The following is a 13,706-nucleotide window of genomic DNA, read 5'->3' as shown; positions in this document are numbered from 1 at the left end:
GAAGGAAAGCCAACCGATGCCGCAGGTGGATCCCGAACTCTTCGACCGCGGCCAGTTCCAGGCTGAACTGGCCCTGAAAGCGAGTCCCATCGCGGCATTCAAGAAGGCCATCCGCCAGGCCCACGAGGTGCTCGACACGCGTTTTCGCAACGGCCGCGACATCCGCCGGTTGATCGAAGACCGCGCCTGGTTCGTCGACAACATCCTGCAAAAGGCCTGGGAGCAGTTCAACTGGAGCGACGACGCCGACATCGCGCTGGTGGCGGTCGGCGGCTACGGCCGAGGCGAGCTGCACCCCTATTCCGACATCGATCTGCTGATCCTGCTGGACAGCGCCGACCATGAGATCTTCCGCGACTCCATCGAACGCTTCCTGACCCTGCTCTGGGACATCGGCCTGGAGGTCGGCCAGAGCGTGCGCTCGGTGGACGAATGCGCCGAAGAGGCCCGCGCCGACCTCACGGTCGTCACCAACCTGATGGAAAGCCGCACCATCTGCGGCCCCGAGCGCCTGCGCCAGCGGATGCTGGACGTCACCAGCACCGCCCACATGTGGCCGAGCAAGGACTTCTTCCTGGCCAAGCGCGCCGAGCAGAAGGCCCGCCACCACAAGTACAACGACACCGAGTACAACCTGGAGCCCAACGTCAAAGGCTCGCCCGGCGGGCTGCGGGACATCCAGACGATCCTCTGGGTCGCCCGGCGCCAGTACGGCACCCTGAACCTGCGGGCGCTGGCCGGCGAAGGCTTTCTGGTGGAGAGCGAAAACGCCCTGCTCGCCTCGTCCCAGGAGTTCCTCTGGAAGGTGCGCTATGCCCTGCACATGCTGGCCGGCCGCGCCGAGGATCGCCTGCTGTTCGACCATCAGCGCTCGATCGCCACGCTGCTGGGTTTTGAAGGCGACGACGCCAAGCAAGCCGTCGAAAACTTCATGCAGCAGTATTTCCGCGTGGTGATGAGCATCGCCCAGCTCAGCGACCTGATCATCCAGCACTTCGAGGAAGTCATCCTCGCGCCGGAGGACGAAGCCCCGCCGCAGCCGATCAACGCACGGTTCCAGCTGCACGACGGCTACATCGAGGCCCGCAGCGAAAACGTGTTCCGCCGCACGCCGTTCGCCATGCTCGAGATCTTCGTGCTGATGGCCCAGCAGCCGGAAATCAAGGGCGTGCGGGCCGACACCATCCGCCTGCTGCGCGAACACCGGCACCTGATCGACGACAATTTCCGCAACGACATCCGCAACACCAGCCTGTTCATCGAGCTGTTCAAGTGCAAGATCGGCATCCACCGCAACCTGCGCCGGATGAACCGCTACGGCATCCTCGGGCGCTACCTGCCGGAGTTCGGCTTCATCGTCGGGCAGATGCAGCACGACCTGTTCCACATCTACACCGTGGACGCCCACACGCTGAACCTGATCAAGCACCTGCGCAAACTGCAGTACACCCAGGTGTCGGAAAAATTCCCGCTGGCCAGCAAGCTCATGGGCAAGCTGCCCAAGCCCGAACTGATCTACCTGGCCGGCCTGTACCACGACATCGGCAAGGGCCGCCACGGCGACCACTCCGAGATCGGCGCCGTGGACGCCGAGGCCTTCTGCCAGCGCCACCAGTTGCCGGTCTGGGACACCCGCCTGATCGTGTGGCTGGTGCAGAACCACCTGGTGATGTCCACCACCGCCCAGCGCAAGGACCTGTCCGACCCGCAGGTGATCCACGACTTCGCCCAGACCGTCGGCGACGAGACCCGCCTGGACTATCTCTACGTGCTGACCGTGGCCGACATCAACGCCACCAACCCGACCCTGTGGAACTCCTGGCGCGCCAGCCTGCTGCGCCAGCTCTACACCGAAACCAAGCGTGCGCTGCGCCGCGGCCTGGAAAACCCGGTGGATCGCGAGGAGCAGATCCGCCAGACCCAGAGCGCCGCGCTGGACATCCTGGTGCGCGGCGGCACCGACCCGGACGACGTCGAGCAATTGTGGGCGCAGCTGGGCGACGACTACTTCCTGCGCCACACCGCCGGCGACGTGGCCTGGCACAGCGACGCGATCCTCCAGCAACCGGCCGACGGCGGCCCGCTGGTGCTGATCAAGGAGACCACCCAGCGCGAGTTCGAAGGCGGCACGCAGATCTTCATCTATGCGCCGGACCAGCACGACTTCTTCGCCGTGACGGTGGCGGCGATGGATCAGCTCAACCTGAACATCCACGACGCCCGGATCATCACCTCCAGCAGCCAGTTCACCCTCGACACCTACATCGTGCTCGACACCGACGGCGACTCGATCGGCGACAACCCGCTGCGGGTCAAGCAGATCCGCGACGGGCTGACGGAGGCCCTGCGCAACCCTGACGACTACCCGACGATCATCCAGCGCCGGGTGCCGCGCCAGCTCAAGCATTTCGCGTTTGCGCCGCAGGTGACGATCCACAACGACGCCCAGCGTCCGGTGACGGTGCTGGAGCTCACGGCACCGGACCGGCCGGGCCTGCTGGCGCGGGTCGGCGGGATTTTCCTGGAGTTCGACCTGTCGCTGCAGAACGCCAAGATCGCCACCCTGGGCGAGCGGGTGGAAGACGTGTTCTTCATCACCGACGCGCACAACCAGCCGTTGTCCGACCCGCTGCTGTGCAGCCGATTGCAGGATGCGATCGTCGAGCAACTGAGCGTCAACCAGGAGCCCGACATCAAGCTGTCGCGCATCAGCATCTGACCCGACTATTTTCCCCTTGCGGGAGCGGGCTCGCCCGCTCCCGCACAGCACGAGACCCTTCATGAACAACGCCCTGAACCAGTTGCAGCCCTACCCGTTCGAAAAGCTCCGCGCCTTGCTCGGCAGCGTCACGCCGAACCCGGACAAGCGCCCGATCGCCCTGTCGATCGGCGAGCCGAAACACCGCTCGCCGAGCTTTGTCGCCGAGGCGCTGGCCAGCAACCTGGAGCAGATGGCGGTGTACCCGACCACCCTCGGCATCCCGGCCCTGCGCGAAGCCATCGCCGCCTGGTGCGAACGCCGCTTCAACGTGCCGGGCGGCTGGATCGACCCGGCGCGCAACGTGCTGCCGGTCAACGGCACCCGCGAGGCGCTGTTCGCCTTCACCCAGACCGTGGTCAACCGCGGTGACGACGCGCTGGTGGTCAGCCCGAACCCGTTCTACCAGATCTACGAAGGCGCGGCGTTCCTGGCCGGGGCCAAGCCGCACTACCTGCCGTGCCTGGACGAAAACGGCTTCAACCCGGACTTCGACGCGGTGTCGCCGGACATCTGGAAACGCTGCCAGATTCTGTTCCTGTGCTCGCCGGGCAACCCGACCGGCGCGCTGATCCCCCTCGACACCCTCAAAAAACTGATCGCCCTGGCTGACGAGCATGATTTCGTGATCGCCGCCGACGAGTGCTACAGCGAACTGTACTTCGACGAACAGACCCCGCCGCCGGGCCTGCTGACCGCCTGCGCCGAGCTGGGCCGCAAGGACTTCAAGCGCTGCGTGGTGTTCCACAGCCTGTCCAAGCGCTCGAACCTGCCGGGGCTGCGCTCGGGCTTCGTCGCCGGCGACGCCGACGTCCTCAAGGGCTTCCTGCTGTACCGCACCTACCACGGCTGCGCGATGCCGGTGCAGACCCAACTGGCCAGCGTCGCCGCCTGGAACGACGAAGTGCACGTGCGCGCCAACCGTGCGCTGTACCGCGAGAAGTTCGACGCCGTGCTGGCGATCCTCAGCCCGGTGATGGACGTGCAGCGCCCCGACGGCAGCTTCTACCTGTGGCCGAACGTGAACGGCGACGACGCGGCGTTCTGCCGCGACCTGTTCGAACAGGAGCACGTGACCGTGGTGCCGGGTTCGTACCTGTCCCGCGACGCCGACGGCGTCAACCCTGGGGCCGGCCGTGTGCGCATGGCGCTGGTGGCACCGCTGGCGGAGTGCGTCGAGGCCGCCGAACGGATCCGCGCGTTCATCACCCGTCGACAGTGAGCCCGACACCGTGCCAGCCATGCTGGCACGGTGACTTTTCATATCGGGAAACACCTGCGCACGGCGCGGACACCTTTTAGTGCAGGAAGGCAGGTTACTCTTGCCCCGCGCATCGACTTGCGCATCGCCCCCTCCACTTCAAGGATGAAGCCCCCATGAATCAATTGCAGGATTGCAGGCTCGTGCAATGGCCGGACGACCAGGCCGCCCATGACACCGCCATCAACGAAAACCCCGCCAACGCCGGCACCGCCAGCGGCGGACGCCGCAAGCGTTCGCTGATCGACTATTCGAAACTCTGGGCCAACGGCCGAACCCTGACGATCGCCTTCATCGACGCGCCCGACCCCGAGCGCAAACAGAGAATCATCAGCGCCGCCAGCCGCTGGCTGCCGTACATCAACCTGACGTTCGATTTCGTCGAAGGCGTGCAGGGCGATATCCGCATCGCGACGAAGAACAACAACAACAGCTCGATGCTCGGCACCGACGCGCTGCTCGTCCATCCCGACTGGCCCACCATGAACCTGGGCGTGACGCCCGACCATCCGGACTTCGACGTGATCGTCACCCATGAGTTCGGCCATGCCCTGGGCGCGATGCACGAACACCTGCATCCGCAGGCCAAAATCCCCTGGGACAAACCCAAGGTGTACGCGTTTTACCAGAACCGCGAGATGAACCCGCTGACCCGCAAGCAGGTCGACCTGAACCTGTTCAAAACCTTCAGCACGCCGGTGGCGATCCACACTGACTACGACCGCCGGTCAATCATGCATCACCCGGTCTCGAACGAACTGACGCTGGGGGACTGGGAAAACCCGATCAACCGCAAGATCAGCAAAAAGGACAAGAAGATGATGCGGCTGATGTACCCGAAGCAGCCCCGGCAAACCCGCTGAGCACCCGGCCCTTGCCGGGGCCTCCGCTCACTTGACCTGCCCCAGGTTCGCCTCGCTCAGATCAAGGTCCGCCAGCACTTCTCGCAGCACGTCATCACCGATCTGGTGGTGACGGCTCAGGCTGTAAAGCGTCAGACGCTGCGCCCGCAGCGCCTTCAGGCGCAGGCGACGCTCCAGCAGATCCATCTGGAAAGCCAGCGCCTGGGCTTCGGCCGAATCGTTGAACACCTCCAGCTGATGGCGGTACTCGGACATGATCCGTGCCTTGAGCTCCACCGCCAGGGCGGCCTCGGCGGCGTCCTGCGGGTTGGCCTCTTCGGTCTCCAGCGCATGGATCGCCGCCTCGGCGGTCTTGCGCCAGGCCTCGCGGACTTCCTGGCGGCGCTTGTCGTCCGGGCTCTTCTCGACGCCCCGAAGCAGCAGCGGCAGCGCGATGCAGGCCGCAATCAGCGACAGCAGGATCACCCCGGCGGCGATGAAGATCAGCAAGTCCCGCTCCGGAAACGCTTGCGCGCCCATCAGCATCGGCACCGACATCACACCCGCCAACGTCACCGCCCCGCGCACCCCGCCCACCGTCAGCAGCCAGCAGGAACGCGCCGTCGGCACCTGCGTCAGGTCGCCCTTGCCGCGCAGACGGCGCAACAGCACAGACAGGCGCCAGATGCTCTGCACCCAGACGAAGCGCAGCAGCACCAGCGCCAGGAAGATCGCCAGCACTTCGAGGCCACGGTAGAACAACGCGGGCCACAACGTCGGTTCATGGCTGACCACCGCCTTGACGATGTCCGGCAACTGCAGGCCCAGCAGCAGGAAAATCAGGCCGTTGAAGGCGAACTCCAACAGCGACCAGACGCTGCGGTTGAGCAGCCGGGTGCTGGTTTGGCGCGGCAACAGGTCGAGCCAGCTCTGCATCATGCCGGCCGCGACGGCCGAGAGGATGCCCGAAGCGCCCAGGCGCTCGGCAAGCACGTAAGCGGCGAACGGCAACAGCAGCATGAACACCACATGGGTCGCCGGATCGTCCCAGCCGCGGGCGATCATCCACGCCCGCAGCCGGCCGACCAGCCAGCTCAGCGCCACGCCGACCAGCAGGCCTCCCGCCGCCACCAGCACGAATGTCAGGCTCGCGCCGGCCAGCGAAAACGCGCCGGTGACCGCCGCCACCAGGGCGAACTTGAACGTCACCAGGCCCGAGGCGTCGTTCATCAGCGCCTCGCCCTGCAGGACGTGCATCAACGGAGTCGGCAGGCGGTTCTGGGAGATGGCGGACACCGCCACCGCATCGGTGGGCGACAGCACGGCCGCCAGGGCGAAGGCCACCGGCAACGGGATGTCCGGCAGCAGCCAATGGATGAAGTAGCCCGCCCCGACGACGGTGAACAGCACCAGCCCCACCGCCAGCGTCAGGATCGGGCCGCGCAAGTGCCAGAACGCCCGCTTGGGCATGCGCCAGCCATCGGAAAACAGCAGCGGCGGCAAAAACAGGAACAGGAACAGTTCAGGATCGAGGGCGACATGCAGCCCCAGCGTCGGCCAGGCCAGCAAGGCCCCGGCGGCGATCTGCACCAGCGGCAGCGGCAAGGGGACGACCCGTCCGACCAGGCGCGAGACGCTGACCAGCATCAACAGGATCAGGACGGTGTAGGCGGTTTGCATAAAGCGGATGTCTCAGGCGATCGACAGCGATGAACTGCCATATTAGCCGCATAGGCTCCGGATGACCGTTGCACCTATGTCGCACAGCCTCGATCGGCCCTTCTGCGGGCGCCAGCCTGCTGGTGATGGCCTCACCCGGCCAAACCAGACAGCGGCCCCACAGGCCCGATCAAGATTCCGGCGAGTAAATCGACCACGGCCGCCGCGATGCCGTCCGGTCATGGCATAATCCGACACCATTTTTCTCCAGCACCTGTAAAGGGGGCGATTCCTTGACCGTTTCAAGCAAAACGTTGCACCTTTTCGGCATCAAAGCCTGCGACACCATGAAAAAGGCGCGCACCTGGCTCGATGAACACGCTGTCAGCTACGACTTCCACGACTACAAGACCGCCGGCATCGACCGTGAGCACCTGACCCAATGGTGCGACGAACATGGCTGGCAAACCGTGCTGAACCGCGCGGGCACGACCTTCCGCAAGCTCGACGACGAACAGAAAGCCGATCTCGACCAGCCGAAGGCCATCGAACTGATGCTCGCCCAACCCTCGATGATCAAGCGCCCGGTGCTCGATCTCGGTGACCGAACCCTGATTGGCTTCAAGCCAGATACCTACGCGGCAGCGCTCAAGTAAGCGGCCCGTCCCCATTCGATAGAGGTATTCACATGTCCAACTCCCTGTTCAGCCTGGCCTTCGGCGTCGGCACCCAAAACCGTGACGGCGCCTGGCTGGAAGTGTTCTACGCCCAGCCGCTGCTCAAGCCGTCGGCCGAGCTGGTCGCCGCCGTCGCGCCGATCCTGGGCTACACCGAAGGCAACCAGGCCATCGCCTTCACCACCGCCCAGGCCGCGCAACTGGCCGAAGCCGTGAAGGGCGTCGACGCCGCGCAGGCCAAGCTGCTGACCCGCCTGGCCGAAAGCCACAAGCCGCTGGTCGCCACCCTGCTGGCCGAAGACACCCAGCTGACCTCCACCCCTGAGGCCTACCTGAAGCTGCACCTGCTGTCCCACCGCCTGGTGAAGCCGCACGGCGTGAGCCTGGCCGGCATCTTCCCGCTGCTGCCGAACGTGGCCTGGACCAGCCAGGGCGCCATCGACCTGAGCGAACTGGCCGAACTGCAGCTCGAAGCCCGCCTGCGCGGCGAGCTGCTGGAAGTGTTCTCGGTGGACAAGTTCCCGAAAATGACCGACTACGTCGTGCCGGCCGGCGTGCGCATCGCTGACGCCGCCCGCCTGCGCCTGGGCGCCTACGTGGGCGAAGGCACCACCGTGATGCACGAAGGCTTCGTCAACTTCAACGCCGGCACCGAAGGCCCGGGCATGATCGAAGGCCGCGTGTCCGCCGGCGTGTTCGTCGGCAAGGGTTCGGACCTGGGCGGCGGCTGCTCGACCATGGGCACCCTGTCGGGCGGCGGCAACATTGTGATCAAGGTCGGCGAAGGCTGCCTGATCGGCGCCAACGCCGGCATCGGCATCCCGCTGGGCGACCGCAACACCGTCGAGTCGGGCCTGTACGTGACCGCCGGCACCAAAGTCGCGCTGCTGGACGAGAACAACCAGTTGGTCAAGGTGGTCAAGGCCCGTGACCTGGCCGGCCAGACCGACCTGCTGTTCCGCCGCAATTCGGAAACCGGTGCCGTGGAGTGCAAGACCCACAAATCGGCCATCGAACTGAACGAAGCGCTGCACGCCCACAACTAAGCGGCACATCGTCCAACCTGTGGGAGCGGGCAAACCCGCTCCCACAGGTCTTGTGCATAGGCCGAACGACATGATGATTCCCTCCCCCTGGCGTGCCGACTTCCCGGCCATCGCCGCCCTGCAACGGCAAGGCCAGACCTACCTGGACAACGCCGCCACCACGCAAAAGCCCCAGGCCCTGCTCGACGCGCTGGCGCATTACTACGCCAACGGCGCCGCCAACGTGCACCGCGCGCAACACCTGCCCGGCGCCCATGCCACACAGGCGTTCGAAGACACCCGCCTGAAGGTGGCGCAATGGCTCAACGCCGGCGACAGCGGGCAGATCATCTTCACCCACGGCGCCACCAGCGCGCTGAATCTCCTGGCCTATGGCCTGGAACACCTTTTCTCTGCGGGCGACGAAATCGTCGTCAGCGCCCTGGAGCATCACGCCAACCTGCTGCCGTGGCAGCAACTGGCCCGCCGCCGCGACCTGAAGCTGGTGATCCTGCCGCTGGACGCCGACGGCCTGATCGATCTTGCGCAAGCGGTGCACCTGATCGGCCCGCGCACCCGTCTGCTGGCAGTCAGTCAGTTGTCCAACGTGCTCGGTGCCTGGCAACCGTTGCCCGCCCTGCTCGCCATGGCCAAAGTGCACGACGCCCTGACCGTGGTCGACGGCGCCCAAGGCGTGGTGCACGGTCGCCACGACGTGCAGGCGCTGGGCTGCGACTTCTATGTGTTTTCCAGCCACAAGCTGTACGGGCCCGACGGCCTCGGCGCGCTGTTCGGGCGCAACGCGGCGCTTGAGCGCTTGCGGCCGTGGCAGTTCGGCGGCGAAATGGTGCTCGAAGCCCATTACCACGACTCGCGCTTTCGCCCGGCACCACTGGGCTTTGAGGCCGGCACGCCGCCGATCGCCAGCGTGATCGGCCTGGGCGCGACCCTCGACTACCTGGCCGGCCTGGATCAGGACGCCGTGTCCGCCCACGAGGCGGCGCTGCACGACTACCTGCTCAAAGGCCTGGCGGCGCGCAACGGCATCCGCCTGCTGGGCCGGCCGCAACTGGCGCTGGCAAGCTTTGTGGTGGACGGCGTGCACAACGCCGATCTGGCGCATCTGCTGACCGAGCAAGGCATTGCCGTGCGCGCCGGTCATCACTGCGCCATGCCGCTGCTCAAGCGCTTCGAACTGGCCGGGGCGATCCGCGTGTCGCTGGCGCTGTACAACGATTCAGAGGATCTGGAACGCTTCTTCGAAGCGCTGGACCAGGCGCTGGAGCTGTTGCGGTGAGCCTGCCGAGCGAAGCCGCCGAAGCCCTGCGGATCTTTCAGGGCGCCGCCGGCTGGGAGCAGCGGGCACGCCTGCTGATGCAGTTCGGCGACCGTCTCGCCCCTCTGGATGACGCCGACAAGTGCGACGCCAACCGGGTGCACGGCTGCGAAAGCCAAATGTGGCTGGTGGGAGAACTTCACGACGGGCGCTGGCAATTCGCGGCCGCCAGCGATGCGCGGTTGATCCGCGGGCTGGTGGCGCTGCTGCTGGTGCGGGTGAACGGGCTGACGGCGGCCGAACTGCGCCAGGTGGATCTGCCGGACTGGTTCGATCAGCTGGGGCTGTCGCGCCAACTGTCACCGTCGCGCAGCAATGGCCTGAACGCGGTGCTCCAGCGGATGAACGCGCTGGCTGGCTGAGCGCCATCGCCAGCAGGCTGGCTCCCACCGGGATCTCGGTTGGATGCAGCGCCTGCTGTCACCCCGGATCACTGCGGGAGCGGGCTTGCCCGGTCAAGCCTGAGGCTTGGCCCGGTCCGAAGGCCGCCGCACGCCCGCGACGATCTTGTCCACCGCCTTGGTCGCCGCGACCATGCCGAACGTGGCCGTCACCATCATCACCGCCCCGAACCCGCCGGCGCAGTCCAGCTTCACGCCGTCGCCGACAAAGCGCTTCTGCAGGCAAATGCTGCCGTCCGGCTTCGGATAGCGCAGCTGCTCGGTGGAATACACGCACGGTACGCTGTAATGGCGGTTCGGCGTGCGGGAAAAGCCGTAGTCGCGGCGCAACGTGGAGCGCACCTTCGAGGCCAGCGGGTCGTTGTAGGTGCGGTTGAGATCCACGACCTGGATCTGGGTCGGGTCGATCTGCCCGCCCGCGCCGCCGGTGGTGATGATCTGGATCTTGCGGCGCTTGCACCAGGCAATCAGCGCGGCCTTGGCGTTGACGCTGTCGATGCAGTCGATCACGCAGTCGATGTCCGGCGTGATGTAGTCGGCCATGGTGTCGCGGGTGACGAAGTCGGCCACCGGGTGCACCGTGCAGGCCGGGTTGATGCCACGCACGCGCTCGGCCATCACCTCGACCTTGGGCTTGCCGACGGTGCTGTCCAGCGCATGCAGCTGACGGTTGGCGTTGCTCACGCAGACGTCGTCCAGGTCGAACAGCGAGATCTCGCCCACCCCGCAGCGGGCGATGGCTTCCGCCGCCCAGGAACCGACGCCGCCGATGCCGACGACCGCCACATGGGCCGCCCGCAGACGCGCCAAACCTTCAATGCCGTACAAACGGGCGATGCCTGCAAACCGCGGATCTTCTGTGCTCATGACCGTTACCCCAAAAACCGGCGCGCATTATGGACGACCGCGCGACAACTTTTAAGCTTCCAGCTACAAGTGTAAGAACTTAAGTCAAAGCGGGTTGCCCAATGTCGGGCATTTCCCCGTCCGATGTGCGACTGGTGAACTGCCGGTGTAGGATTCGCGCCCTTTGGCACGACCTCGCCGAACCTTCGTTCCACAGCCTTTGGAACCCGAAACAGCTATGTCATCGCGTAAATTTGGACTCAACCTGGTGGTGGTTCTGGCAATCGCCGCCCTGTTCACCGGTTTCTGGGCGCTGATCAACCGCCCGGTCTCCGCGCCGAACTGGCCGGAGCAGATCTCCGGCTTCTCCTACTCACCGTTCCAACAGGGACAATTCCCGCAGAAAGAGCAGTATCCGTCCGACGACGAAATGCGCCGTGACCTGGAAATCATGAGCAAGCTGACGGACAACATCCGTATCTACTCGGTCGACGGCAGTCTGCAGGACATCCCGAAACTGGCCGAAGAGTTCGGCCTGCGGGTGACGCTCGGGATCTGGATCAGCCCGGACAAGGAGCGCAACGAACGGGAAATCACCCGGGCCATTGAACTGGCCAACACCTCGCGCAGCGTGGTACGCGTGGTGGTCGGCAACGAAGCGCTGTTTCGCAAGGAAATCACCGCCCAAGAGTTGAGCGTGCTGCTCGACCGCGTGCGCGCGGCGGTGAAGGTGCCGGTCACCACGTCCGAGCAGTGGCACGTCTGGGAAGAGCACCCGGAACTGGCCAAGCACGTCGACCTGATCGCCGCGCACATCCTGCCCTACTGGGAATTCATCCCGATGGACAAGGCCGGGCAGTTCGTCTTCGACCGCGCCCGCGACCTGAAGAAGATGTTCCCGAAAAAACCGCTGCTGCTATCCGAAGTCGGCTGGCCGAGCAACGGCCGCATGCGCGGCGGCGCCGATGCGTCGCCGGCGGATCAGGCGATCTACCTGCGCACCCTGGTCAACAAGCTCAACCGCCAGGGCTTCAACTACTTCGTGATCGAAGCCTTCGACCAGCCGTGGAAGGCCAGCGACGAAGGGTCGGTCGGCGCCTACTGGGGCGTGTTCAACGCCGCGCGCCAGCAGAAATTCAACTTCGAAGGCCCGGTCGTGGCGATCCCGCAGTGGCGGGTGCTGGCAGTGGGCTCCGGGGTGCTGGCGCTGCTGTCGCTGACCCTGCTGATGATCGACGGTTCGGCCCTGCGCCAGCGCGGCCGCACCTTCCTGACCTTCATCGCGTTCCTGTGCGGTTCGGTGCTGGTGTGGATCGGCTACGACTACAGCCAGCAGTACAGCACCTGGTTCAGCCTGACGGTGGGCTTCTTGTTGGCGCTCGGCGCGCTCGGGGTGTTCATCGTGCTGCTCACCGAGGCCCATGAGTTGGCCGAGGCCGTGTGGGTGCACAAGCGCCGGCGCGAATTCCTGCCGGTGGTGGGCGATTCGGACTACCGGCCCAAGGTGTCGATCCACGTGCCTTGCTACAACGAGCCGCCGGAGATGGTCAAACAGACCCTCGACGCCCTGGCCAACCTCGACTATCCGGACTTCGAAGTCCTGATCATCGACAACAACACCAAGGATCCGGCGGTCTGGGAACCGGTACGCGACTACTGCGAGACCCTCGGCCCCCGCTTCCGGTTCTTCCACGTCTCGCCGCTGGCCGGCTTCAAGGGCGGCGCGCTGAACTACCTGATCCCGCACACCGCCAAGGACGCCGAAGTGATCGCGGTGATCGATTCCGACTACTGCGTGCACCCCAATTGGCTCAAGCACATGGTGCCGCACTTCGCCGACCCGAAGATCGCCGTGGTGCAGTCGCCGCAGGACTACCGCGACCAGAACGAAAGCACCTTCAAGAAGCTGTGCTACGCCGAGTACAAGGGCTTCTTCCACATCGGCATGGTCACCCGCAACGACCGCGACGCGATCATCCAGCACGGCACCATGACCATGACCCGCCGTTCGGTCCTGGAAGAGCTGGGCTGGGCCGACTGGTGCATCTGCGAAGACGCCGAGCTGGGCCTGCGGGTGTTCGAGAAAGGCCTGTCGGCGGCGTACTACCACGACAGCTACGGCAAGGGCCTGATGCCGGACACCTTCATCGACTTCAAGAAGCAGCGTTTCCGCTGGGCCTACGGCGCGATCCAGATCATCAAGCGCCACACCCGCAGCCTGCTGCGCGGCAAGGACACCGAACTGACCCGCGGCCAGCGCTACCACTTCCTCGCGGGCTGGCTGCCGTGGGTGGCGGACGGCATGAACATCTTCTTCACCGTCGGCGCGCTGCTGTGGTCGGCGGCGATGATCATCGTGCCGCAACGGGTCGACCCGCCGCTGCTGATCTTCGCGATCCCGCCGCTGGCGCTGTTCGCCTTCAAGGTCGGCAAGATCATCTTCCTGTACCGCCGCGCGGTGGGGGTGAACCTCAAGGACGCGTTCTGCGCGGCGCTGGCGGGGCTTGCGCTGTCGCACACCATCGCCAAGGCGGTGCTGTACGGGTTCTTCACCAGCAGCATCCCGTTCTTCCGCACCCCGAAGAACGCCGACAGCCACGGCTTCTGGGTGGCCATTTCCGAGGCCCGGGAAGAGCTGTTCATCATGTTGCTGCTGTGGGGCGCGGCGCTGGGGATTTTCCTGGTGCAGGGCCTGCCGAGCAGCGACATGCGCTTCTGGGTGGCCATGCTGCTGGTGCAGTCGCTGCCGTACGTGGCGGCGCTGATCATGGCGTTCCTGTCGTCGCTGCCAAGGCCCGCTCCGGCGCCTGAACCGGCACCGGCGGTCTAATTGTTCGACGATGCACTAAACGGCGGCCTATGGCCGCCGTTTTGCTTTAAGATGACCGCCATTTTGCAGGG

The 13,706-nt window shown here is 65.6% G+C and carries 10 protein-coding genes; 8 read left to right on the top strand and 2 right to left on the bottom strand.

Annotated features, from left to right (window positions below; translation table 11 throughout):
• Window positions 1–16 precede the first annotated feature (16 nt).
• The 3 genes from CAG41_RS06955 (at window position 17) to CAG41_RS06945 (ending at window position 4,882) form a co-directional block, all read left to right on the top strand.
• Window positions 17–2,719, top strand: a complete 2,703-nt coding sequence (locus CAG41_RS06955; RefSeq protein ID WP_085581373.1) for a [protein-PII] uridylyltransferase — start codon at window positions 17–19, stop codon at window positions 2,717–2,719.
• A 61-nt stretch (window positions 2,720–2,780) separates the two neighbouring features.
• Window positions 2,781–3,980 (top strand): succinyldiaminopimelate transaminase, encoded by a 1,200-nt coding sequence (gene dapC / locus CAG41_RS06950; protein ID WP_085581370.1) that lies wholly within the window; start codon window positions 2,781–2,783, stop codon window positions 3,978–3,980.
• 155 nt (window positions 3,981–4,135) lie between these two features.
• A complete protein-coding gene (locus CAG41_RS06945; RefSeq protein ID WP_085581368.1) occupies window positions 4,136–4,882 on the top strand; it encodes a peptidase M12 in 747 nt (248 codons plus the stop codon).
• Window positions 4,883–4,909: 27 nt separating this feature from the next.
• On the opposite strand, the gene CAG41_RS06940 is transcribed toward CAG41_RS06945, so the two are convergent.
• Entirely contained in the window at window positions 4,910–6,541 is a 1,632-nt protein-coding gene (locus CAG41_RS06940; RefSeq protein WP_085632055.1) for a Na+/H+ antiporter, read from the bottom strand.
• A gap of 272 nt (window positions 6,542–6,813) precedes the next feature.
• Here CAG41_RS06940 and CAG41_RS06935 point away from each other — a divergent pair, with 272 nt between their 5' ends.
• The 4 genes from CAG41_RS06935 to CAG41_RS06920 all read left to right on the top strand — a co-directional run bounded on the left by CAG41_RS06935 (window position 6,814) and on the right by CAG41_RS06920 (window position 9,920).
• Window positions 6,814–7,176: an ArsC family reductase gene (locus tag CAG41_RS06935; RefSeq protein ID WP_085581364.1), complete on the top strand. Its 363-nt coding sequence runs from the start codon at window positions 6,814–6,816 to the stop codon at window positions 7,174–7,176.
• Between the two features lie 32 nt (window positions 7,177–7,208).
• Window positions 7,209–8,243: a 2,3,4,5-tetrahydropyridine-2,6-dicarboxylate N-succinyltransferase gene (dapD, locus tag CAG41_RS06930; protein WP_085581362.1), complete on the top strand. Its 1,035-nt coding sequence runs from the start codon at window positions 7,209–7,211 to the stop codon at window positions 8,241–8,243.
• A gap of 70 nt (window positions 8,244–8,313) precedes the next feature.
• A complete protein-coding gene (locus CAG41_RS06925; protein WP_085581360.1) occupies window positions 8,314–9,519 on the top strand; it encodes an aminotransferase class V-fold PLP-dependent enzyme in 1,206 nt (401 codons plus the stop codon).
• Window positions 9,516–9,920 (top strand): SufE family protein, encoded by a 405-nt coding sequence (locus CAG41_RS06920; RefSeq protein WP_085581358.1) that lies wholly within the window; start codon window positions 9,516–9,518, stop codon window positions 9,918–9,920. The genes CAG41_RS06925 and CAG41_RS06920 overlap by 4 nt, the downstream gene beginning before the upstream one ends.
• A 93-nt stretch (window positions 9,921–10,013) precedes the next feature.
• Here CAG41_RS06920 and tcdA read toward each other — a convergent pair whose 3' ends face one another.
• Window positions 10,014–10,826 carry a tRNA cyclic N6-threonylcarbamoyladenosine(37) synthase TcdA gene (gene tcdA / locus CAG41_RS06915; RefSeq protein WP_085581356.1) on the bottom strand — a complete coding sequence of 271 codons (813 nt, stop codon included), beginning with the start codon at window positions 10,824–10,826 and terminating at the stop codon, window positions 10,014–10,016.
• Between the two features lie 217 nt (window positions 10,827–11,043).
• On the opposite strand from tcdA, the gene CAG41_RS06910 reads away from it, so the two are divergent.
• Entirely contained in the window at window positions 11,044–13,635 is a 2,592-nt protein-coding gene (locus tag CAG41_RS06910; protein ID WP_085581354.1) for a glycosyltransferase, read from the top strand.
• Window positions 13,636–13,706: the final 71 nt, after the last annotated feature.

The organism is Pseudomonas sp. B35(2017) (genome assembly GCF_002113645.1).
Classification (GTDB): domain Bacteria; phylum Pseudomonadota; class Gammaproteobacteria; order Pseudomonadales; family Pseudomonadaceae; genus Aquipseudomonas; species Aquipseudomonas ekonensis.
The sequence above is the reverse complement of the archived record's forward strand: the minus strand, read 5'-3'. Positions and strand labels throughout refer to the sequence as shown.